The following is a 21,371-nucleotide window of genomic DNA, read 5'->3' on the forward strand; positions in this document are numbered from 1 at the left end:
TGAATACCACAGTCAGCTTCGACTGTGGTATTTTTTTTATAAGAATAGGTAAGGGGTGAGGCTCTGTGTTTAAAAAAATACTGATTGCTGCAGATGGATCCGATCATTCGATTCGTGCAGCCGCTAAAGCCATTCAACTGGCCGAACAGAATCCTGATTCTGAAATTACCGTAGTCTATGCTGTTGATGGCCAGACCTCAAAAGAAGATATCCTTCATCATTTTGATAAGAGTATAGTGGACCAGGTGAGAAAAAAACGCTTAGAGCCAATAGAAAACTTATTAAAAGAAAAGGGCATTTCATATGAAATAAAAATCCTGCAGGGAGAGCCTGGACCAGCCATTGTGGAATTTTCCAACAAAATGGATTTTGATGTTGCAGTAGTTGGCAGCCGGGGTCTGAATACTCTTCAGGAAATGGTGCTCGGAAGTGTTAGCCATAAAATAGCCAAACGTGTGAAAGCGCCTGTTTTGATTGTTAAGTAAAGTTCGGATATATACTTTTCACTTTCCTGGTAATGTAAAGCGGATGCTGCGCCAAGTGAACGATATACCGATAAAATATAATAGGCTGCTAAACTAGACTAAGTGACCGATATGCCGGCTTAGTGCTGCAAAATTCATAAAAACCGCACAAAAAAGATGTCCCCGCAGGGACATCTTTTTTCAATTAGCCGGCTTTCACAGCAGATTGAGGCTGAAGTTTCTTATCTTTGCCGCTTACCTTATCAGACAGCAACGTCAGAGCACCATCACCTGTTACATTACATGCAGTTCCAAAGCTGTCCTGGGCAAGGTATAGGGCGATCATAAGCGCAAGCATGGTCTCATTGAATCCGAGCATGCTATCAAGCAGACCCAATGCGGCCATGACAGCCCCTCCTGGGACACCGGGAGCTGCAATCATTGTGATGCCAAGCATTAAAATGAAAGGCAGGATTTCTGCAAATGATGCCGTTTGACCCTGCAGCATCATCACGGCGATCGCACAGCTCACAATGGTGATCGTGCTTCCGGAGAGATGAATCGTTGCCAGTAATGGAACGGAGAAATCCGCGACTTTTTCACGTGCACCAAGCTTTTTAACCTGCTTAAGTGTAACAGGAATGGTGGATGCGGATGATTGAGTACCAAGTGCCGTAAAGTAGGCAGGCATCATATTTTTCATGAGTCTAAGCGGATTGGCTTTCATAAGACTGCCGGCCGCTGAGTATTGAAGCAGTAAAAATAAAAGATGAAGAGCAATAATCATGACAAAGACTTTGGCAAATACAGAAATAATGGCGCCAACCTGTCCGCCCTGCGTCATATTGGCGAAAATCCCAAAAATATGGACAGGAAGCAATGGAATGATGACTTTTTCAATCAGTTTTTCAATAATATCACGGAAATCATTCATAGCATTTTGCAGAGTGTTTCCTTTGATCGCAGCCAATCCGAGGCCTAGAGTGAATGAAATCAGCAGTGCAGTCATGACCCCCATTACAGGAGGCATGTCCACCTGGAAAAAGGGTGAAAGCAAAGCATCCTCAGGATTCTCAAACTCTTTGAAGCTTTGGTTTTTTAAAAGAACAGGATATAACACCGTCGCAGAAAAATAGGCGACTAAACCAGCAGTGATCGTAGAAGCATAGGCAAAACCAGTTGTAATCCCCAGCAGTTTCCCTGCGCCTTTTCCCATGCTCCCGATACCTGGCGCGATAAATCCGATAATAATTAATGGAATCGCAAAACCAAGAAAGTTTCCGAACAATCCATTAAAAGTAGCAAATAGCTGAATAAGCCATTCAGGAGAAAAAGAACCTAATAAAATACCCAGTGCAATGGCTGCAATTATTCTGGGAAGCAAACCGAACTTCATTTTTATGTCCTCCTAAAAAATACAGTTGTTTTTGTTAGGAGGATTATATCCTGTTTTACGTTAAAAGTTAATAGATAAAGGTTTTGTTATAATAATAAAATAAGTCTGATTATTCACCAAGGATTAAGGTTTTTTCTCGTTAATTGCTCTATACTAGGCGGTTAAACGTTTTCTTAAGATAATAATAGGAAAAAGGGAGTTTAATTTAATGCCAGAAAAGGAAATTATTTTACTGGTTTTAGATAAGAAAAGTTTCCTTTTTCAGGGCCATTTCATACATATAGGAATATGGGCGTATGCGGAGAAAAAAATTCCTGTGGAATTGAACATGTAATCACTCCCTTTCTTAAATGTGAAAGTGTTACAATAAAGAGTAGCTTGAATGAACATATAAATCAGCTAAGGAAAAAAAATGAAGGAATAAAGCGGCATGAGAAGCCGGTTAGTCCATGATCGAATATTGGAGGTTCTTTTATGAAAACGAAGGTTGGCCTTTTGTACGGCGGAAAATCTGCAGAGCATAAAGTATCGATGCAGACTGCAATGGCTGTGATTAAAGCATTGGATTTGGAGAAATTCGAAATTCATCCTATTTATATATCTGAAGAAGGTCAATGGGTAAAGGGCCCTCAATTGCAAGGGCCTGTTTCCAGTGTGAAGGAGCTGGAATTTTCCCAGGGGGAAGCACTACCTCCAACAGCTTTGGCACCTACTCTTTTCCAGGGTGCCCAGGATAAAGGTCCATTTGATGTAATCTTCCCGCTGCTTCATGGTCCAAACGGGGAAGACGGCACGGTTCAAGGTTTGCTTGAGCTGCTTAACCTGCCATATGTGGGAAATGGAGTATTGGCTTCATCTGCAGGGATGGATAAAGTCATTATGAAGAATATCTTTGCACAGGCTGGTCTGCCGCAGGTGAAGTATGTCTGGTTTATCCGCAGTGAGTGGGAAAATGAGACGGAGGCAGCCTATGACCAGGTGGAAAGGGAACTCGGGTACCCGTGTTTTGTAAAACCGGCCAACCTGGGTTCGAGTGTAGGAATCAGTAAGTGCATGAACCGTTCAGAGCTTGAGGAAGCATTCAAAGAAGCTTTCCAATTTGACCGTAAAATTATCATCGAAGAAGGCGTTACAGCCAGAGAAATTGAAGCTGGCGTATTGGGCAATGATTATCCGGAATGTTCTGTTGCCGGTGAGATTGTCCCGAAAGTTGAATTCTATGACTATAAAGCCAAATATGAAGATGGGGACACAGCATTAATCATTCCTGCTGAAATCTCAGAAATTGAGTACAGTGAACTGAGAGACATGGCCATTAAAGCATTTAAAGCCCTTGACTGCTCAGGTCTGGTCAGAGCTGATTTCTTTTTAACAAGAGAGGGTAAGCTATACATTAATGAAGTCAATACAATGCCAGGCTTTACACCTTTCAGCATGTTCCCGCTTCTGTGGAAGCATACGGGAGTAGAATACCCTCAGCTGATCGAAAGGCTTGTTAATCTGGCCATCGAACGCCATGCTGAGAAACAAAGCATTAAACACACAATGTAAAAAGATATAATTGTTGAAGGAAACACGGCATATCTGTCGTGTTCCTTTTGTTCATACATAACTGGCAATATGAGCCTTTCATAATGCCGAAACAGGAGGCGCCATATGATAAAGAAAACACTTCAGGAAATTGAACAAATGATAAAGATCGAGAATGATGTTTCATCTTTTCATAATACATCCATACAGGGCGTCAGCATTGACTCCAGAAAAATCGGGCGGGGTAATTTGTTCGTCCCATTCAAAGGGGAAAATTCAGACGGCCACCGATTTGTAGAAGATGCCATCGAAAAAGGGGCAGCCGCAGCATTTTGGCAAAAGGATGTTCCCAATCCCCCTCTTCATCTTCCAATCCTGATCGTCGAAGATACACTAACGGCTCTTCAGGAATTGGCTAGAAGCTATCGTGATGAATTAAAGATAAAAGTCGCAGGCATTACAGGAAGCAACGGCAAAACAACCACCAAGGATATGACCGCAAACCTTCTTTCCCTGCAATATAAAGTTCAAAAAACCGAAGGTAACTATAACAATCATATCGGTTTGCCCTTAACCATTCTGGCTCTTGAGGAAGATACGGAAATCGCGGTGCTGGAAATGGGGATGAGCGGCAGGGGAGAAATCGATTTCCTTACGAAGCTTGCCCGCCCGGACGCTGTGATTATTACGAATATAGGCGAATCCCACCTTCAGGATTTAGGTTCCAGAGAAGGGATTGCAGAAGCTAAGCTTGAGATCGTAAATGGACTCCAGGAAAATGGCCTGGTTATTTATTACGGCGACGAGCCTCTCTTGGATGAAAAACTGAAATCCTACAATGGTTCGGCAGCTTTAAGAACTTTTGGAAGAACCGGGAAAAATGATGTGTACCCGATGGATATCAAGCAGAATGACAGCGGCAGCACGTTTGGGATTAATGTGTCCAGCGGGAAGTTTTATCTGCCTGTGTTAGGCACCCATAATGTTCTAAATGCCCTGGCAGCCATGATTGCAGCAGCCCATTTTGGCGTTCCGTACGAAAAGATGAACGAAGGCTTCGCAAGCTTAAAGCTGACGAATATGAGGATGGAACTTCTCGAGGGCCAAAGTGGAGAAAAAATCATCAATGATGCTTATAATGCGAGTCCAACATCCATGAATGCGGCGATTGAACTGATTGCCAACCTGCCAGGGTATAAAAAGAAAATTCTTGTTCTGGGCGATATGCTGGAGCTTGGTCCGCAGGAGGAGGATTTCCATTACTCCACAGGAAAATCTGTGGATCCTGAAAAGGTTGATTATGTATTTACTTTCGGCAAGCTTGGCGAATATATCGCCAAGGGAGCGAAGGAGGTACTTCCTCACGAACGGGTGGCCGCCTTTACTGACAAACAGCCGCTGATCGAAGAGCTGAAGAAACATGTGGATCCGGAAACGATTATACTGGTTAAGGCATCCCGGGGCATGAAACTGGAAGAAGTTGTCTCTGCCCTTCAATAATTGCTAAGAAAAAAATAACAACAACACTTTAACAGATAGAATGGTAAGACTAAAACAGCTGGAAAATAACATGTAATTCTCATACCTTGTTAATTTTGTTATTGTATATATCTGTTATTATAGGAAATAAACCCCTGTTTCACGTGAAACAGGGGTTTAAATTATTTTTATATAGTTCCTTTGTTATAATTTTTATCTTCTAACAGGTTTGATTAGTATGGCAAAAAGGAAAAAGTGTAAAATAGAATTGACTTAGATTATAAAAAATGGCGGTGACTCGAGGATGATTGGCTGCATGTGCATACATGGTTTTACAGGAGCTCCATTTGAAGTAGAGCCTTTGGCAGAATATTTGAAAGAACATACAGACTGGGAGATTTCCGTGCCGACATTGCCGGGTCATGGCGATGAACTTAAGCTGAAAGGAATTGCCTATAACAAATGGATTGAGCATGCAGAGGAAGAGCTGAAAAGGCTGATAAGCCGCTGTGAGAAAGTGTATGTAATCGGCTTTTCGATGGGCGGCCTGATCGCCAGCTACTTAACAGTGCATTACCCTGTGGATAAGCTGGTTCTGCTCAGTGCAGCTGCTTATTACGTAAATCCAAAACAGCTTTTCTTCGATATTAAAGAGATGGCAAGGGATGCCTTCAAGGGAAACCTGGCCGACAATGAGATGTTCGTCAGATATAAGCGGAAAATAAGTGCGACACCGATTACGGCAACTCTTCAATTCCGCAGGCTTGTGGCCTCTATCAAACCTATCTTAAATCAGATCACTGTGCCGACATTGATTGCGCAAGGTGAAAGTGATGGAGTGGTGCCTCCGCGAAGTGCCAGATATTTATACAATAATATAAGTTCATCGGCCAAAAAATTAATTTTTATAAAGGACTCCAAACATCTTATCTGCCATTGCGGAGAAGGGGAACGCCTCTTTCAGGAGATCCTTGGTTTTCTTCAAAAAAAGCCGGAATGATAAGGTTTTCAGCCAGCCTTCAAGTTTGCAATGCTTACTTGAAAATGGTAATATAAACACCAAAGTGCCAACAGGAACTTCTTTTGAGAACCCGGACATGCTCCAGCAGGAGAATGTCTTTTTTCATTAAATACAGAGGTATTGCGGAGAACGTCATACTTCAGTATGGCCATAAATAGATGAGTGCTTTCTCGTTGTTAGAACTCATCTTTAGAGACCTGATTGTCCGTGAACAATTTGGATAGAATTTACCCTCATCCTTTCCTCAAGCGGGTTTCATAGTGAGTGGGACTCTTCTTAACGAAACATAACCGCACTTTTTATAAAAATAAGAAGTTAAAGCATCTAGAGACCGGGTACTGCCGGTTAAAAGGCTCCTTACGGGGTGCCCTAACTTTTCTTATAATCGTCCGGAAGAGTGACTCATAGGCCAATTTTCAGGAGAATTCCTGCCTGCAGGTTTGCAGGGACAAAATTTTTCTATGATTAGAAGGAGAATGAATACATTGACAAAGTTTCAAGACTTGGGCATCAGCCCGGCGACAATGAAATCACTGAAGCGAATGGGATTTGAAGAAGCGACTCCTATTCAGGCCCAGACCATTCCGTTAAGTTTAGAGAATAAAGACCTGATCGGTCAGGCGCAGACAGGAACAGGAAAAACTGCTGCATTCGGAATCCCGATGATTGATAAAATCGACAACACGAAGGATTTCATTCAGGGAATTGTGATTGCTCCGACTCGCGAGCTGGCAATTCAGGTATCGGAAGAACTGTATAAAATCGGCTACGGCAAAAGAACGAAAGTCCTATCCATTTATGGAGGGCAGGATATTAATCGCCAAATCCGCGCCTTGAAGAACAAACCGCATATCATTGTTGGAACGCCAGGACGTATTTTGGACCACATAAACCGCAAAACAATGCGTCTTGACCATGTCCATACAGCCATTCTTGACGAAGCGGATGAAATGCTTAACATGGGATTCATTGATGATATTGAAGCAATCCTTGCCCAAATTCCGGAAGAGCGCCAGACCCTGCTTTTCTCTGCTACAATGCCTGCGCCAATCCGCAGAATGGCAGAACGCTTCATGAAGGAACCCCAAATTGTCCGCGTAAAAGCAAAGGAAATGACTGTATCATCTATTGAACAATACTATATTGAAGTGCATGAAAAGAATAAATTTGATGTGCTGACAAGACTTCTGGATATTCAATCACCGGAATTGGCAATCGTATTCGGACGTACAAAGCGCCGTGTCGATGAACTGGCTGAAGCCTTGAATCTTCGCGGATACATGGCTGAAGGAATCCACGGTGACTTAAGCCAGGCTAAAAGGATTTCTGTTCTTCGCAAGTTCAAAGAGGGAAGCATTGACGTCCTCGTTGCAACAGATGTTGCTGCACGAGGCTTGGATATTTCCGGTGTCACACATGTATACAATTTTGATATTCCTCAGGATCCTGAAAGCTATGTTCACCGCATCGGCCGTACAGGACGTGCTGGAAAAACAGGTGTTGCGATGACATTCATTAATCCGCGCGAAAAATCGTATCTGCATGTTGTAGAACGTACAACCAAGAGGAAAATGGAACGCATGGATGCTCCAACACTGGATGAGGCCCTTGAAGGCCAGCAGAAAGCAGTCATGGAAAAAATCATGCAAACCATTGAGGAAAACAATCTTGAGAGCTATAAAGAAGCAGCTGATGAGCTCCTTGCACAAAAGGATGCTTCAACAGTGGTTCAAGCCGTGCTGAAGATGCTGACAAAAGAACCGGATACAACTCCTGTTAAATTAACAGAGGAAAAGCCGCTTCCATCTAAGCGCGACAGAAAGCCGAATGACCGCAGCCGCGGAGGCTATAACGGAAAAGGCAGACAAGGAGGCCAGAAAGGATCATATAAATCCCGTCAAGGCCACACTGGAAAACGTCAAAGCCACAATAACCGTTCAAATAGCAGCAGCAGCTATCGTTAAACGGTTACTTTAAAAAGGAGAGCAGAGATTCTGCTCTCCTTTTCTTTTTAATTTGCTCCCACTATTATAAGGGCCATCCATCTGCAATTTCTCAGCGGCAGCCGTACATACTAAGGGAAAAACAATGCGGGAGGAATCGACATGACGATTGTACGCCTTGGGTATGTCGCGATGAGTATGAATCTGAAAAACGCGTCACCATCGCAAACGATGACGTTTAAGCAATTCTCGGCCATTAAAGACCGCGAGGCGGCTATAGCAAGACTGGAGCGGATTGCCGTATCAAATCTCGAAAACTGCCTAAGGCTGCTAAAGCACAATGTGGCCCATGATATCCATTTTTTTCGCTTTAGCTCCCGGCTGATTCCTCTTGCCAATCATGAGGAACTTTCTGATTGGAAGTATATGCACTCTCTTAAAGAAGCTCTATCCAAAATTGGTGACTTTCTGGATGGACACCCTATGCGGGTGGATTTTCATCCAGACCATTTTGTGCTCCTTAATACACCGAAAGTTGATACATTGAATATGTCCATTAAAACACTGGCAATGCATGAAGCCCTGCTGAAAGGCATGAGGCTGAATCCAGCTCACCGCTGTGTTCTGCATGTGGGCGGAGGATATGATGATAAAGAGAAGGCTCTCGAACAATTTATCCATAATTGGGGCTTTACACCTTCAGGAATCCAGCAAATGATTATCCTCGAGAATGACGATACCACCTTTACCCTTGATGATACGCTTTATCTTTGTGAAAAGCTTGGGATTCCGCTTGTATTTGATTACCACCATCACCTTGCCAATTTTGAGAATGATAACTGGACGGAGCAATGGGAAAGGGTCGCAGCGACATGGGATCATTCAGAATTGCCTGTGAAAATGCATATTTCCAGTCCGAAATCAGACAAAGATTTCAGAGCGCATGCCGATTATATTAATGCTGATATGTTCATGGAGTTTCTTCAGAACATTAAGGGGTCAGTGCCTGAGATTCATTGCATGATCGAAGCGAAAATGAAGGATAGCGCACTATTTAAGCTTTCTGAAGATTTAAGAACGAACCCCGATCTGACTTTTATTGATTCATCCAGCTTTGAAATATAAGTAGTACCCCCACTTTTTTCATAAAAGGGAGACACTTCTTTTTTCTGTCATGTATACTTATAGAAGTGAAAGAGCTGATCCAAAGAACATGTGCTGATGAGGTTCTTAGCGAGGAACTGACTCTGGGCGTTTTTGAATGACTATTAATTTTATGGAATTGCGGGGGGTACTGCATGATTACAGAGCCGCATAAAAGGATACCGGCAAGGGGGCTGCTTGCATGGAGAATCTCCGGCACAATCCACTCTGTTTTTCCTTTTGTGTTATCAGGGGGAGCAATTGCTGCTGCTTTCCTGTTTAAGTGGCCTATTTGGGTTATTGGGGCTTCCTTAATGTTTTATTCAGCTTATGCTTACCTAGTCATTATGATTTTCCCCTCCTTAAGGTGGAAAAGATGGAGGTATGAGGTCCGGGAAAATGAAATAGAACTCAAACATGGGATATTTGTGATTAAAAGGACCCTTGTTCCCATGATTCGGGTGCAGCATGTGGATACCAAGCAAGGGCCGATATTGCGTAAATATCGTCTTGCTACTGTCACCATCTCGACGGCTGCAACTGTTCATGAAATACCGGCCTTGGATGTGGATGAAGCGGAGGAATTGCGCTTTTTCATTTCCTTGCTGGCAAGGGCTGCAGATGATGATGTCTAATCCGAAACGGCTGCACCCAATATCAGCGGTAGCCAATTTCCTGAAACACCTAAAGGAAATGCTGGTGCCCTTTCTTGTTTTTGTCGTCTTTGGAAGCAGAGGAGGAAATGGTGAAATTGTTCAGCTTGTCCTGTCTTTAGGGGTCATAATTGCGGTTTTTATGATAGGGATCCTTACCTGGTGGAGATATACTTATAGACTGGAAGAAGGCGAGCTTCGAATCGAGTATGGTGTTCTGATAAGGAAAAAGAGATATATTCCGCTTGAAAGAATTCAAAGTCTAGACTTATCGGAAGGTTTGCTGCAAAGGCCATTTGGCCTTGTAAAGATGAAAGTGGAGACAGCCGGTTCAAGCGGAGCTGGTGAGGCAGAAGCGGTATTGACGGCTATTTCTAAAAAAGATGCAGAATTCATTCAGCAGGCATTTTCAGCTGCTAAAAAGAATCCTTCCGAAATGGAAACAGCTTTACAGAACCGGGAAGTGATTTATAAAATTTCTCCTGGCGAGCTGCTCCTTCTGGCATCAACTTCAGGTGGGGCAGGTGTCGTTATTTCGGCTGTCTTTGCCTTTGTTTTTCAATTTGAAGAGATCCTTCCGTATGAAAAGGTGTTTGCCGGCCTCGAAGGATTTATTGCCAACGGAATTGTATTTGTGAGTATCCTGGTCTTCATCGTCTTTTTTATTGCATGGCTTATTGCTCTTATTGGCGGTATGCTAAAATATGCCGATTTTACTTTAATAAAGACTGATAAGGAGTTGATTGTCACAAGAGGTCTGCTGGAAAAGAGGCAGATGACGATTCCGCTGAATCGCATTCAGGCAATTCAGATCAGGGAAAATCTGCTTAGGCAGCCACTTGGCCTGGCGACTGTCTATATTGAAAGTGCAGGAGGTTCCATTGAGGACAATGAAAGCGCGCGCCTTATGATCCTGCCGATTGTGAAAAAAACACGGATTGCCGGTTTATTAAAGCCCCACTTGTCCCACTATGAACTGCAGCCCGGATTTTTTAAAGCTCCAAAAAGGGCGCTTAACCGCTATTTATGGAGAGGGTTTCTGTGGGCACTGCCTTTTGTGGCTGTGCCGCTCCTCTTTTTCAGGCCATGGGGATACTTTTCTTTAGTGCTGCTGATCCTTTCTTTGGGATGGTCGTATCTCAAATACAGGGATGCAGGCTGGGATATCAGTTCTCAGCAGCTTGCTCTCAGATATCGCGGGATTGTAAGGACGACTGTCTTTATGAAAAGAAATCGAATACAGTCCCTCACCATGAGCGAAAGTTATTTTCAGAAAAGGCGCAGTCTGGCTACCATAGAAGCTGTGGCCATGTCAGGGATTGGGGGGACAGGCGGAACGGTTCCTGATCTTGACCGTGGAGAAGTGTATGCTATTTATAAGTGGTATTCTTATACTGGATTAAACAGAAGTTATTTGAAAAAGGAAAAGCGCCTATGAGCGCTTTTTTTGTTGTATAGGAAACTATAAAATGGATCAGTGTGAAACTCTGTGGAAAGGCTGTCTGCATCCAGCTCCTAGCCCCTCGGGTCATAAGCCAACAGAAATCAGGAACGCTTCGGCAGAGATGTATCGCCCAGCCAAAGCTTGCTTTGGAAGGTTTCCTGCATAATTCGTCTTATGCCTGCCGGACTTGCACAGGATGTGCTGGCTTCAGCGTATGCCAGGACGTGGCGGTTTTTAGACGGAGTTCATCTGATCAAGGCGCTCCCGCTTTTGGGCTGGGATTATCTGGATAAGAACCCCAGGACAGCCAAAATGATAATGATTCCCCAGAGAACAAGCCTTGATGCGGGCACCACTTTTAATGAAGGCCTGATGCCGGCAAGACCTCCGGGCCGTATTATGCCGGATGAAGAAGATGTACGTCCTTTGGCAAGTGATGCCGCACCAATCAGGAAACCTGCAAGCAGGCCGAATAAATGGGCTGTAACATTAATGTTTGGCTGCAGAAAGGTCATGATTACGCCGATTATCGTAATGGTCAGTATGATTTGTGAGTTTTCCCTGGATAAAAGTTCTTTTCGGAATACAATGATTGCCGCAAAGTATCCGAACAGGCCAAAGATCGCACCACTGGCACCCACATGAATATATGTCAAAGGTTCAAAAAGCAGTGTTGCAATATTTGCTGCTGCACCAGCTGTGATGTAAAGGAGGATGAATCTGGTTTTCCCGAGCATTCGTTCCAGTACAGGGCCGAAGAGAACAAGAGAAAAGCTGTTGAATAAAACATGGGGGAAACCGCTGTGCAGTATGATTGGGCTCAGCAGCCGCCAGTATTCACCTTGAACAATATATAAATTGACACCTGCAAGCTTTTCGAAAATAAGTGTATTTGGAAATAGGGGAACGACTGTTAATAGATAGATGATAATATGGATACAAATGATAGCAGAAACAACAGGGTAGTAGCGGATAAATTCCTTAAAGCTTTCCGTTCTTGTAAACATGGCTCTCCTCCGTGCTTGAATTGTTGGACCGTGTATCTACATCATAGCCTGAAAAGCAGTTTTTCAGCATGCCATAGCACTTATTCATTGGATAATGTGTACATAATACTGCTTCTACTGTATTCTTTATGCAGCGAATAATATAAATAGAAGGAAGATGAGAGATGATTTCCGGTATTGGGATTGATATTGCAGATCTGGAGCGCATACGAAAAATTATTGCCAGGCAGGAGCGGTTTCCTGAACGGATTTTGACACCAAAAGAGCAGGATGCCTATCGCCGCTTGCCGGAAAAGAGACAGGCTGAATTTCTTGCCGGGAGGTTCGCGGCAAAAGAAGCCTTTTCAAAGGCGTGGGGCACTGGTATTGGGGAAGAACTTTCCTTTCAGGATATTGAAATTGAAAAGGATGAAAAGGGAAAGCCATATATTTCGAAGCCATTTAAAGATGGGATACACTTGTCGATTTCCCATAGCAGAGAATATGCGGTGGCTCAGGTGGTTATAGAAAAAACTTGATATTTGGCAGGCTGAAGAATTTCAAAAGCTTGTCATTCCTCCTAGCATATTCCCTAAGGTTGTCTCATATATTCATAATGCGATAGGAGAGACAGGCCGGAAGTTGGGCCGATCTCACTGAAATGAGACAAAGGGGCTGAAGGAATGAAGAAAAAGTGGTTCATGCTGCTTGCCGGGCTTTTGGTAGTTCTTGCATTGTCTGCCTGTGGAACTAAATCACAGGAAGACGTCGTAAAGGATCTTAACAATAAGCTTGAAGACATTAAAGGATACAAGGCAGAGGCCAAGATGACTCTGCAGATGGGGACTGACCCGCAAACCTACGATATTGAAGTATGGCATAAGGAGCCTGACTTTTACCGGGTGAACCTGAAAAACGCCCAAAAGGAACAAAGCCAAATGATTCTGCGCAACGATGACGGTGTATTTGTCCTCACTCCTGCGCTGAACAAGAGCTTCCGTTTCCAGAGCGATTGGCCGCAGAACAGCAGCCAGGCTTATTTATATGAATCATTAGTCAAGGACATTATGGAGGATAAAGAAGCTAAGTTCTCCGCTACAAAAGATCATTATGTGTTTGAAACAAAAACTCGCTATCAAAATAATCAGATGCTTCCTGTCCAGGAAATCAAGCTCAAGAAGTCCGATTTATCCCCAGTCAGTGTGAAGGTTATGGATCCTGATAAAAATGCACTTGTAACAGTAGAATTTTCAAATGTAAAGTTTAATGCCAGCTTCGATAAGAAAGATTTTGACATGCAGAAGAACATGACAGGAGCACAGCTCGAAGTGCCGGTGATGGCTGAAGTGGAGGATCAGGAATTCGCGGTTAAATATCCGCAGATGGATATGGCTGATGTAAAGCTGGTTGATGAGCAGGAAGTTCAGACAGAAGATGGCAAGCGCGTTGTATTGACGTACGATGGAGAAAAATCCTTCACTCTTGTGCAGGAAAAGGCTGCTGTCATGCCGACATCATCCGTCGTTACTTCAGTGAAGGGCGAGCCTGTTGACCTTGGCTTCACCATTGGTGCACTTTCTGACAACACCATTTCCTGGACCTACCAGGGTGTGGATTATATGATTGCATCCAATGATTTATCACCTGAAGAAATGTCCGAAATTGCCCGCACTGTACAGGGGGAAATGGTGAAATAAATCACCGGCAAAAAGCAGGTCTCAAATGGGGCCTGTTTTTTTATGCTGCCAGCATGGGAAATCATCTTTCAAAGCCTTTTGATAAAAATAAGCATTTGACAAACCCTCTGCCAGAGTTTGATAATCGACATGTAGAGAAGCAATGGCTAAAGGACGTGAATACATCGATGAATGAACAAACAAAAATGTACCGGGACACTTGGGCAGAGATAAATCTGGATCATATTTCATATAATGTAGAGTCAATGAAAAAACATGCAGAAGAAGGGACAAACGTCATTGCGGTTGTGAAGGCAAATGGGTATGGGCATGGAGATGCAGCTGTGGCGGAAGCGGCCCTGGAAGCGGGAGCATCCTCTCTGGCTGTTGCCACCCTGGATGAGGCGATGGCATTGAGAAATAAAAAGATTGCAGCGCCGATCTTAGTAATGGGAGCGAGCCGCCCGGAGCATGCAGGTGAAGCAGCTGCAAAGAATATTGCCCTGACCGTTTTTCAAAAGGAGTGGCTATCACAAGCATACGAATATGTGGAAGACGGAGAAGTCCTGAATATCCATTTAAAGTTTGATACAGGCATGGGGCGCCTGGGTATTCGAAGCCGTGATGAGCTTGCGGGAATTGAGAGCGTTATCAAAAAGGACAAGCGTTTTATGCTTGAAGGGGTGTTTACGCATTTTGCCACAGCGGATTCATTGGAGAATGCTTATTTTGAAAAGCAGCTGAGCAGATTTGAGGAAATGACCAGCTGGCTAGAGATTTTGCCAAAGTATATCCATACCAGCAACAGCGCGGCGGGCCTTAGATTTCCCAAAGCCCACTTCAATGCTGTCAGAATGGGGATCAGTATGTACGGCCTGGCTCCTTCCATGGAAATTAAGTCTTATCTTCCTTTCCCTCTGAAAGAAGCTTTTTCTCTCCATACCTCTATTGTTCATGTGAAAAAGCTTCATAAAGGCGAGAAGGTCAGCTATGGGGCGACTTATGAGGCACAAGAAGATGAATGGATTGCAACTTTGCCGATCGGCTATGCGGATGGCTGGATACGAAAACTTCAGGGGCAGGAGGTTCTTGCTGAGGGATTGAGGGTTCCAATTGTTGGAAGAGTTTGTATGGATCAATGCATGATTAAGCTTCCGCATGAAATGCCTGTCGGTACAAAAGTAACCCTGATCGGCGAGCAGGGGGAAGAAAAGATTCCGGTTGACGAAATCGCCGAAAAACTTGAAACCATCAACTATGAAGTAACCTGCATGGTATCTTCCCGGGTTCCGCGCATATATAAAAGAGATGGTAAAATTATCGGGGGAATTAATTATCTGCTATAATCGTAAAAAACTTTATTTGATGCCCAGCTAAGCTATCGCCCGGAAAAAGGTATGGAATAAGCGCGGCGGCTTTCTGAAAAGATAAGAATGATGAACTCTGAAGTTAGTTAACTGTCTAGCTTCAGCGCCTACCCCCTCGAGGTCACAAGCCATTCCTCCCAAAAAGGCAAAGAACGCCTTTCCGTGAGGCCCGTCTTGTGCTTGTCGGGGGTGAGCAAGGCGCTTCCGCTTTTCTGAAATCATGCATAAAATACTATTTTTTTGGACGATAATACAGAAGAATTAAAGAATCCCCTTTGCATTGGGCTTTATAAATGGTAATATTGAAAATGGTAGATATAAAAATGGTGTGTAGTGATGGTGGAGGTGTATGTTTGTGTCTGATTCCAGCACAACAACAGAGATAATGGTAAAGTTACCGCAGCATCTTTTAACCGAGTTAGACGGATTTGCAAAACAGGAAAACGTTAACCGGAGCGAATTCATTTATCAGGCAACCAAAATGTATTTGCGCGAACGCAAAAAGAGACAAATTCGCGAGTCCATGAGACGAGGCTACATGGAGATGGCGAAAATAAATTTGACGATTGCATCTGAAGCATTTCAAGCGGAATACGAGGCAGAACACACAGTTGAACGTCTAGTAAGCGGAGGATAATCCCTTGATTGTCAAACGTGGTGACGTTTATTTTGCAGACCTATCCCCAGTTGTTGGTTCAGAACAAGGCGGCGTCCGTCCAGTGCTTGTCATCCAAAACGACATCGGGAATCGGTTTAGTCCCACAGTAATTGTTGCAGCAATCACAGCTCAGATTCAAAAAGCGAAGCTGCCTACTCACGTTGAAATTGATGCGAAGCGTTATGGTTTTGAAAGGGATTCGGTCATCTTATTAGAACAGATTCGTACAATTGATAAACAACGCTTAACCGATAAAATAACCCATCTCGATGACGAAATGATGGAAAAAGTGGATGAAGCCGTGCAAATCAGCTTAGGCCTCATCGAATTTTAACAAACGCTCTTTTGAAGGGCGTTTTTTGTTTTTTATACAGCAAAAAGGTTTAGTTTCTTATAAAGAGGGTAAAACAGAAAGTCGTTTATTATATAAAATTGACTGGTTTTGTAAATATACCCGTTTCTTATGAAGCATACACTTCGATATTCAATGGAAATCTGCCAAGTTGTGAAGGGAAAAAAGGGATTTAATAATAAATTGTCGAATTAACCAAAGATTGGAGTTTATTGATTCGGCATCATATAGGTATCATTTGACTGGCATTCACTGTTATCATTTAATTGATATATACGGAACAGGAAGGTTTTTTTATCTTCTGTACAATAAAGGGGAATTGGAAGGCTAATAATAGATATATGCTAAAATAGGGAGGAACAAATGAATTCCACAATATTGAATTATATACAAAACAACAAAGATTCCATATTCAATGAGTGGCTGGAGGCCACAAAGGAAAATGCGGATGAAAGAGTTACGAAGGTTGTATCTGATCAGGTATTTATCGGGACAAGCCGGGAATTCATTGACCTGATTATTTCAAATATAAAAAGTTCAAATGAGGAATTCACTTCAAAATTGAGTGATTTCTCAGAGAAAATCGTACGGTTGGGCTGGCCGCTCAGTTTTGTGACAAAAGGTCTCCAAACCTTCGGAAAGATTGTGTTTGAGGACATGCAGGAAACGGGGATTGTCACCCAGGAAAATCAAATGAAATTCATTTACGAGTTTGACAGCTGGATGACTCCCATGGTCAATGAAGTGGTAAATATGTATTCAACCACTTGGGAACGAACTGTGTCCCTCCAAAAAATTGCGCTTCAGGAACTATCTGCGCCGCTGATTCCTGTATTCGAAGGAATTACAGTCATGCCTCTTGTCGGTACAATTGATACGGAGCGGGCGAAGCAGATTATGGAGAACCTTTTAAATGGAGTAGTAAAACACCGTTCAGAAGTGGTGCTTATTGATATAACAGGTGTGCCGGTTGTTGATACGATGGTAGCCCATCATATCATACAGGCTGCTGATGCTGTAAGGCTTGTCGGAGCGAAATGCATGCTTGTAGGCATCCGTCCGGAAATTGCCCAGACCATTGTAAATCTGGGAATTGATTTAAATCAGTTTACTACAAAGAATACCTTGAAAAAGGGTGTAGAAGCGGCGCTTGAGTTAACCAGCCGCAAAATTGTGAATGTGGAGGGAGTGGAATGAGAGTGAGAATCCCAATTTTAAAACTGAACGATTGCCTATTAGTCTCCATCCAGTGGGAATTGGATGACCAGACTGCTTTGCAGTTTCAGGAGGATCTGCTCCATAAAATCCATGAGACCAGCGCAAATGGAGTCGTGATTGATTTAACATCCATTGACTTTATTGATTCATTCATCGCAAAAGTTCTCGGCGACGTAATAAATATGTCCAAACTGATGGGTGCAAAAGTAGTCATAACCGGGATACAGCCTGCCGTAGCAATTACGCTTATTGAGTTAGGTATTGGGTTAGATGATGTCCTTACTGCATTAGATCTAGAAAAAGGTTTGGAGAAATTACAACAGGAATTGGGGGAGTAACTGTATGGAAAACCAATCCTGCGTTAAAATCATAAACGAATGGGACATCGTTGCAGCCCGCCAGCTTGGGCGGAATGTTGCTAAAGAGCTTGGTTTTGGTACAGTTGACCAGGCTAGAATCACCACAGCCATTAGTGAACTTGCCCGGAATATATATTTATACGCCGGACAGGGGCAAGTCTGTATTGAAAAAATATACGACGGCGGAAAAGCGGGATTGCGTATAGTTGCTGTAGACAGCGGCCCTGGAATCAATGATTTACGCCAAGTAATGGAAGACGGATTCTCGACATCAGGGGGATTAGGAGCCGGCCTGCCGGGTGTGAAGCGGTTAATGGATGAGTTCTTAATTGACTCCAATCCTGGAACCGGAACAGATATAAGAGCAACTAAGTGGCTTCGTTAGGGGGAAGCGGTATGGATTTCCGAGAAATGATGGAATCAAAGTATCGGGATATTCTTGAGAATTATATTAAAGAACAATCTGAACAGGCTTTGTATCAAGGCCAGAAGTTCAGCAGGAAGTCGATCGAGCACAAAATCTCTCCTGAAGAGATTATCAGCGTTCATAAAAGTCTGATGGGTGAACTTTATCCGGACTTGCCTGAGTATGTTCACCATTCTTTTGATATCCTTCTGGAAGTCATGATAGGCTATGGTTTTGCTTATCGGGAGCATCAGAACTTAAAGCATATTCAGCAGGAACTCAGGACAGAAATGGAAATAGCTGCGAACGTCCAGCAAACCCTGCTGGGGACGCAGGTACCTTCTGTTGAAGGTTTAGATATCGGTGCCATAAGTGTTCCTGCTAAACATATGAACGGTGATTATTTCCACTTTGTTCAGGATGAAAACAGCACGATCAGCATTGCAATAGCTGATGTCATTGGTAAAGGTCTTCCGGCAGCCTTGTGTATGTCCATGATTAAATATGCCATGGACAGTTTGCCTGAAAACCGCAATGACCCTAAAACGGTCCTGGAAAATCTAAACCGGGTCGTAGAACAGAATGTAGATTTAACAATGTTCATTACTATGTTTTATGGAATATATGATACGAACAGCCATATGTTCTCTTATGGTTCTGCCGGACATGAACCAGGACTTTTCTTTGTGGCTGAGACAGGTGAATTTACCGAACTGACAGCGAAAGGCCTGCTTCTCGGCATTGATAAAAAAACTAAATACCGCCAGTACGAAAAAGGAGTAAATCCAGGAGATATGATTATATTAATGTCAGATGGGGTTACTGAATGCCGTACAGAAGAAGGGTTTATAGAAAAGGAATCATTGCTGGAATTAATCAAGAAATACATTCATTTAAGTGCACAGGAAATTGTTAATAGCGTATATAAAGAACTTGAAAAACTTCAGCATTTTCAATTGCGGGACGATTTTACCTTAATTATTTTAAAAAGAAATGTTTAACGGGTTTTAAAAACGGGTAACTAGTAAAAAGCAGTTGACATGTAAAGAGGTGGGTCAGTTATGAATATTACAATAGATGTAAAAGAAAATGATATGCTGATTGAAGCAATGGTAAGCGGAGAAATTGATGCGTATACAGCACCTAAACTCCGCGAAGAGCTTTTTCCCTTAACAGAAAAAGAAGGCGTGGAAATGGTGGTCAACCTATCTGAAGTCTCTTATATGGATAGTACCGGCTTAGGTGTATTTGTTGGTGTATTTAAAAATGTCCGAGCCAATAACGGCAAATTCCAGATTGTTGGCTTATCAGACCGTTTAAAGAGACTTTTCGAAATTACAGGCCTAGCCGATATTATCGATATTAACAGCGGGATTGAAGGTGGAGTACAATGAACGAGCCATTTGATTATATTGAGGTGAAAATTCCGGCCAAGCCGGAATTTGTTGGGGTAATCCGCCTGACGCTATCGGGGATTGCCAGCAGAATGGGATTTGCATATGAAGAAATTGAAGATCTTAAAATCGCTACAAGTGAAGCTTGCACCAATGCAGTCCAACACGCATACAAGCAGAATGAGCAAGGAGAAGTAGTCATCGGGTTCGGTTTATACACTGACCGTCTTGAGGTAATGGTCGCAGACAGCGGAAAAAGTTTTGACTTCCAATCTGCAAGACAAGGCATTGGACCATACGACCAGACTGATTCTGTGGAATTCCTGCGTGAAGGAGGCTTGGGTCTATACCTGATTGAAACATTGATGGATGAAGTAAGAATTCATCACAAAGAGGGTGTTACGGTCTTTATGACCAAATACCTAGAGGGAGAGCAGGTGGAGAGGGATGCAAAAACAATCTCAACCTAACCAAAAATCCAAAGAAGAAACAAATGCTTTAATCAAAGCCTACCAGCTTCACCAGGATGAAGATGCTCAAAACACCCTGGTACTCCAATATCAGAATTTAGTTGAAGCCATTGCCCGCAAGTACTCAAAGGGAAGATCTTATCATGAGGATATTGTCCAGGTGGGCATTATCGGCTTATTAGGGGCTATCCGCCGCTATGATGAGTCTTTTGGCAAAACGTTTGAGGCCTTTGCAGTTCCTACGATTATCGGCGAAATTAAGCGCTTCTTAAGGGATAAAACTTGGAGTGTTCATGTTCCGCGCCGCATAAAGGAATTGGGACCAAAAATTAAAGCGACCGTTGAAGAGCTCACAACAGAACTTCATAGGTCTCCAAGAGTGGACGAAATAGCCGATGTGCTGGGTGTATCAGAAGAAGAAGTGCTCGAGGCAATGGAAATGGGAAAAAGCTATCAGGCGCTTTCTGTTGACCATTCAATCGAGGCTGATTCTGATGGCGGAACAGTTACATTGCTGGATATCGTCGGAAATGAAGACGAGGGCTATGAAAAAGTAAATCAAATGCTAGTTCTTGATAAAGTCCTGCATGTCCTGTCTGAGAGAGAGAAATTAATTATACAATACACATATCTTGAGAATATGAGCCAAAAAGAAGCTGGAGATAAACTGGGGATTTCTCAGATGCATGTCTCGAGACTTCAGCGCCGTGCAATCAAAAAGCTTCAGGAAGCGATCCACTCTGAAACAAATAACTCGGAGTGCCTTTCATGACCAAATTGGTTGGAGATAACATCGAAGTGATTGCTCACCAGACAGCTAAAGATGGCAAAGCTTTTTGCGGTGATGGATATTACTTCACCGCAACTGATGAATACTTTGTATGTGTGCTGGCAGATGGCCTTGGAAGCGGGGAATTTGCGTATGAAGCTTCTTCTGCTGTTGTTTCTGTCGTAGAGCAGCATCATGAGAAAGATGTAGATACGCTCATGAAGCTTTGCAACGATGTTCTTTTACAGAAAAGAGGAGCAGCAGTAGCACTGTTTAAAGTCCATTTTGCCTCCAGGGAATTTGTATACAGCTGTGTAGGGAATATTCGGTTTTTCCTTTATTCGTCTACTGGGAAACTCACATATCCTCTGCCAGTAACTGGATATCTGTCAGGAAGGCCGCAGGTGTTTCATACCCAGCGGTTTACGTATGAAGCGGAATCTAAGTTTTTGATATACTCAGATGGCTTGAATATTCAAGGGGTTAAAACTTTGCTGAAAGCATTTCTCCCTATTGATCTTATCTCGGAAGATATAAAAAAGCAGTATCCATCTACCTCAGATGATGCTACTTTCATACTTGGAAGCTTACTCTAGAACAGGGTAAGCTTTTTGTTTTTCTTTTTGATAAAATGAAAAGTGAG

23 protein-coding genes are annotated in these 21,371 nt (G+C 43.0%); 21 read left to right on the forward strand and 2 right to left on the reverse strand.

The features are described 5' to 3' along the window. The first annotated feature begins 65 nt into the window (after positions 1–65). Positions 66–485, forward strand: coding sequence for a universal stress protein (locus A361_RS01375; RefSeq protein ID WP_009336325.1), 420 nt, complete (start codon positions 66–68; stop codon positions 483–485). 184 nt (positions 486–669) lie between these two features. Here A361_RS01375 and A361_RS01380 read toward each other — a convergent pair whose 3' ends face one another. After that, positions 670–1,860 carry a dicarboxylate/amino acid:cation symporter gene (locus A361_RS01380; protein WP_019381239.1) on the reverse strand — a complete coding sequence of 397 codons (1,191 nt, stop codon included), beginning with the start codon at positions 1,858–1,860 and terminating at the stop codon, positions 670–672. Positions 1,861–2,334: 474 nt separating this feature from the next. On the opposite strand from A361_RS01380, the gene A361_RS01385 reads away from it, so the two are divergent. The 7 genes from A361_RS01385 (at position 2,335) to A361_RS01415 (ending at position 11,067) form a co-directional block, all read left to right on the forward strand. Further along, positions 2,335–3,411: a D-alanine--D-alanine ligase gene (locus A361_RS01385; RefSeq protein WP_009336323.1), complete on the forward strand. Its 1,077-nt coding sequence runs from the start codon at positions 2,335–2,337 to the stop codon at positions 3,409–3,411. Positions 3,412–3,516: 105 nt separating this feature from the next. After that, the gene (locus tag A361_RS01390) at positions 3,517–4,890 is read left to right on the forward strand and encodes a UDP-N-acetylmuramoyl-tripeptide--D-alanyl-D-alanine ligase (RefSeq protein WP_009336322.1); all 1,374 of its coding nucleotides are present in this window, start codon (positions 3,517–3,519) and stop codon (positions 4,888–4,890) included. Between the two features lie 283 nt (positions 4,891–5,173). Then, positions 5,174–5,869, forward strand: a complete 696-nt coding sequence (locus A361_RS01395; RefSeq protein WP_009336321.1) for an alpha/beta hydrolase — start codon at positions 5,174–5,176, stop codon at positions 5,867–5,869. Positions 5,870–6,375: 506 nt separating this feature from the next. Continuing rightward, positions 6,376–7,854: a DEAD/DEAH box helicase gene (locus A361_RS01400; RefSeq protein ID WP_019381243.1), complete on the forward strand. Its 1,479-nt coding sequence runs from the start codon at positions 6,376–6,378 to the stop codon at positions 7,852–7,854. 141 nt (positions 7,855–7,995) lie between these two features. Continuing rightward, positions 7,996–8,958, forward strand: coding sequence for a UV DNA damage repair endonuclease UvsE (uvsE, locus tag A361_RS01405; protein WP_009336319.1), 963 nt, complete (start codon positions 7,996–7,998; stop codon positions 8,956–8,958). A gap of 173 nt (positions 8,959–9,131) precedes the next feature. Then, positions 9,132–9,611 (forward strand): PH domain-containing protein, encoded by a 480-nt coding sequence (locus A361_RS01410; RefSeq protein WP_019381244.1) that lies wholly within the window; start codon positions 9,132–9,134, stop codon positions 9,609–9,611. Continuing rightward, positions 9,598–11,067 carry a PH domain-containing protein gene (locus tag A361_RS01415; protein WP_064328208.1) on the forward strand — a complete coding sequence of 490 codons (1,470 nt, stop codon included), beginning with the start codon at positions 9,598–9,600 and terminating at the stop codon, positions 11,065–11,067. Before A361_RS01410 ends, A361_RS01415 begins: the two co-directional genes overlap by 14 nt. A gap of 287 nt (positions 11,068–11,354) precedes the next feature. On the opposite strand, the gene A361_RS01420 is transcribed toward A361_RS01415, so the two are convergent. Beyond that, on the reverse strand, positions 11,355–12,080 hold the full coding sequence (locus A361_RS01420; RefSeq protein WP_019381246.1) for a rhomboid family intramembrane serine protease: 726 nt from the start codon (positions 12,078–12,080) through the stop codon (positions 11,355–11,357). 164 nt (positions 12,081–12,244) lie between these two features. Here A361_RS01420 and acpS point away from each other — a divergent pair, with 164 nt between their 5' ends. The 13 genes from acpS (at position 12,245) to A361_RS01485 (ending at position 21,324) form a co-directional block, all read left to right on the forward strand. Beyond that, complete coding sequence (gene acpS / locus A361_RS01425; RefSeq protein WP_019381247.1) at positions 12,245–12,598, forward strand: holo-ACP synthase; 354 nt, start codon at positions 12,245–12,247, stop codon at positions 12,596–12,598. 144 nt (positions 12,599–12,742) lie between these two features. Continuing rightward, positions 12,743–13,756: a LolA family protein gene (locus tag A361_RS01430; RefSeq protein ID WP_019381248.1), complete on the forward strand. Its 1,014-nt coding sequence runs from the start codon at positions 12,743–12,745 to the stop codon at positions 13,754–13,756. A 53-nt stretch (positions 13,757–13,809) separates the two neighbouring features. Then, positions 13,810–15,081, forward strand: a complete 1,272-nt coding sequence (gene alr, locus A361_RS01435; protein ID WP_019381249.1) for an alanine racemase — start codon at positions 13,810–13,812, stop codon at positions 15,079–15,081. 376 nt (positions 15,082–15,457) lie between these two features. Further along, entirely contained in the window at positions 15,458–15,739 is a 282-nt protein-coding gene (locus A361_RS01440; RefSeq protein WP_026041666.1) for a CopG family ribbon-helix-helix protein, read from the forward strand. A 4-nt stretch (positions 15,740–15,743) separates the two neighbouring features. Further along, positions 15,744–16,094 carry a type II toxin-antitoxin system endoribonuclease NdoA gene (gene ndoA, locus A361_RS01445; RefSeq protein ID WP_009336311.1) on the forward strand — a complete coding sequence of 117 codons (351 nt, stop codon included), beginning with the start codon at positions 15,744–15,746 and terminating at the stop codon, positions 16,092–16,094. 381 nt (positions 16,095–16,475) lie between these two features. Beyond that, positions 16,476–17,309: an RsbT co-antagonist protein RsbRA gene (locus tag A361_RS01450; protein ID WP_009336310.1), complete on the forward strand. Its 834-nt coding sequence runs from the start codon at positions 16,476–16,478 to the stop codon at positions 17,307–17,309. Further along, entirely contained in the window at positions 17,306–17,668 is a 363-nt protein-coding gene (locus tag A361_RS01455; RefSeq protein ID WP_009336309.1) for an STAS domain-containing protein, read from the forward strand. Before A361_RS01450 ends, A361_RS01455 begins: the two co-directional genes overlap by 4 nt. 4 nt (positions 17,669–17,672) lie before the next feature. After that, complete coding sequence (locus A361_RS01460; protein WP_009336308.1) at positions 17,673–18,074, forward strand: anti-sigma regulatory factor; 402 nt, start codon at positions 17,673–17,675, stop codon at positions 18,072–18,074. An 11-nt stretch (positions 18,075–18,085) separates the two neighbouring features. Beyond that, a complete protein-coding gene (locus tag A361_RS01465) occupies positions 18,086–19,096 on the forward strand; it encodes a PP2C family protein-serine/threonine phosphatase (RefSeq protein ID WP_019381250.1) in 1,011 nt (336 codons plus the stop codon). Positions 19,097–19,156: 60 nt separating this feature from the next. Then, positions 19,157–19,489, forward strand: coding sequence for an anti-sigma factor antagonist (locus A361_RS01470; protein WP_009336305.1), 333 nt, complete (start codon positions 19,157–19,159; stop codon positions 19,487–19,489). Further along, entirely contained in the window at positions 19,486–19,959 is a 474-nt protein-coding gene (gene rsbW, locus A361_RS01475; protein WP_009336304.1) for an anti-sigma B factor RsbW, read from the forward strand. The genes A361_RS01470 and rsbW overlap by 4 nt, the downstream gene beginning before the upstream one ends. Further along, complete coding sequence (gene sigB / locus A361_RS01480; RefSeq protein ID WP_009336303.1) at positions 19,937–20,731, forward strand: RNA polymerase sigma factor SigB; 795 nt, start codon at positions 19,937–19,939, stop codon at positions 20,729–20,731. Before rsbW ends, sigB begins: the two co-directional genes overlap by 23 nt. Then, positions 20,728–21,324 carry a PP2C family serine/threonine-protein phosphatase gene (locus A361_RS01485; RefSeq protein WP_009336302.1) on the forward strand — a complete coding sequence of 199 codons (597 nt, stop codon included), beginning with the start codon at positions 20,728–20,730 and terminating at the stop codon, positions 21,322–21,324. The genes sigB and A361_RS01485 overlap by 4 nt, the downstream gene beginning before the upstream one ends. Positions 21,325–21,371: the final 47 nt, after the last annotated feature.

This window comes from Cytobacillus oceanisediminis 2691 (assembly GCF_000294775.2).
GTDB lineage: Bacteria > Bacillota > Bacilli > Bacillales > Cytobacillaceae > Cytobacillus > Cytobacillus pseudoceanisediminis.

Coding starts and splice junctions, on each gene's coding strand:
- A361_RS01450 (WP_009336310.1), top strand. CDS start 16,476: ATGAATTCCACAATATTGAATTATATACAAAACAACAAAGATTCCATA.
- A361_RS01460 (WP_009336308.1), top strand. CDS start 17,673: ATGGAAAACCAATCCTGCGTTAAAATCATAAACGAATGGGACATCGTT.
- rsbW (WP_009336304.1), top strand. CDS start 19,486: ATGAACGAGCCATTTGATTATATTGAGGTGAAAATTCCGGCCAAGCCG.
- A361_RS01395 (WP_009336321.1), top strand. CDS start 5,174: ATGATTGGCTGCATGTGCATACATGGTTTTACAGGAGCTCCATTTGAA.
- A361_RS01430 (WP_019381248.1), top strand. CDS start 12,743: ATGAAGAAAAAGTGGTTCATGCTGCTTGCCGGGCTTTTGGTAGTTCTT.
- A361_RS01485 (WP_009336302.1), top strand. CDS start 20,728: ATGACCAAATTGGTTGGAGATAACATCGAAGTGATTGCTCACCAGACA.
- alr (WP_019381249.1), top strand. CDS start 13,810: ATGGGAAATCATCTTTCAAAGCCTTTTGATAAAAATAAGCATTTGACA.
- A361_RS01410 (WP_019381244.1), top strand. CDS start 9,132: ATGATTACAGAGCCGCATAAAAGGATACCGGCAAGGGGGCTGCTTGCA.
- A361_RS01465 (WP_019381250.1), top strand. CDS start 18,086: ATGGATTTCCGAGAAATGATGGAATCAAAGTATCGGGATATTCTTGAG.
- A361_RS01380 (WP_019381239.1), bottom strand. CDS start 1,860: ATGAAGTTCGGTTTGCTTCCCAGAATAATTGCAGCCATTGCACTGGGT.
- sigB (WP_009336303.1), top strand. CDS start 19,937: ATGCAAAAACAATCTCAACCTAACCAAAAATCCAAAGAAGAAACAAAT.
- A361_RS01390 (WP_009336322.1), top strand. CDS start 3,517: ATGATAAAGAAAACACTTCAGGAAATTGAACAAATGATAAAGATCGAG.
- A361_RS01455 (WP_009336309.1), top strand. CDS start 17,306: ATGAGAGTGAGAATCCCAATTTTAAAACTGAACGATTGCCTATTAGTC.
- A361_RS01415 (WP_064328208.1), top strand. CDS start 9,598: ATGATGATGTCTAATCCGAAACGGCTGCACCCAATATCAGCGGTAGCC.
- uvsE (WP_009336319.1), top strand. CDS start 7,996: ATGACGATTGTACGCCTTGGGTATGTCGCGATGAGTATGAATCTGAAA.
- acpS (WP_019381247.1), top strand. CDS start 12,245: ATGATTTCCGGTATTGGGATTGATATTGCAGATCTGGAGCGCATACGA.
- A361_RS01470 (WP_009336305.1), top strand. CDS start 19,157: ATGAATATTACAATAGATGTAAAAGAAAATGATATGCTGATTGAAGCA.
- A361_RS01385 (WP_009336323.1), top strand. CDS start 2,335: ATGAAAACGAAGGTTGGCCTTTTGTACGGCGGAAAATCTGCAGAGCAT.
- A361_RS01420 (WP_019381246.1), bottom strand. CDS start 12,080: ATGTTTACAAGAACGGAAAGCTTTAAGGAATTTATCCGCTACTACCCT.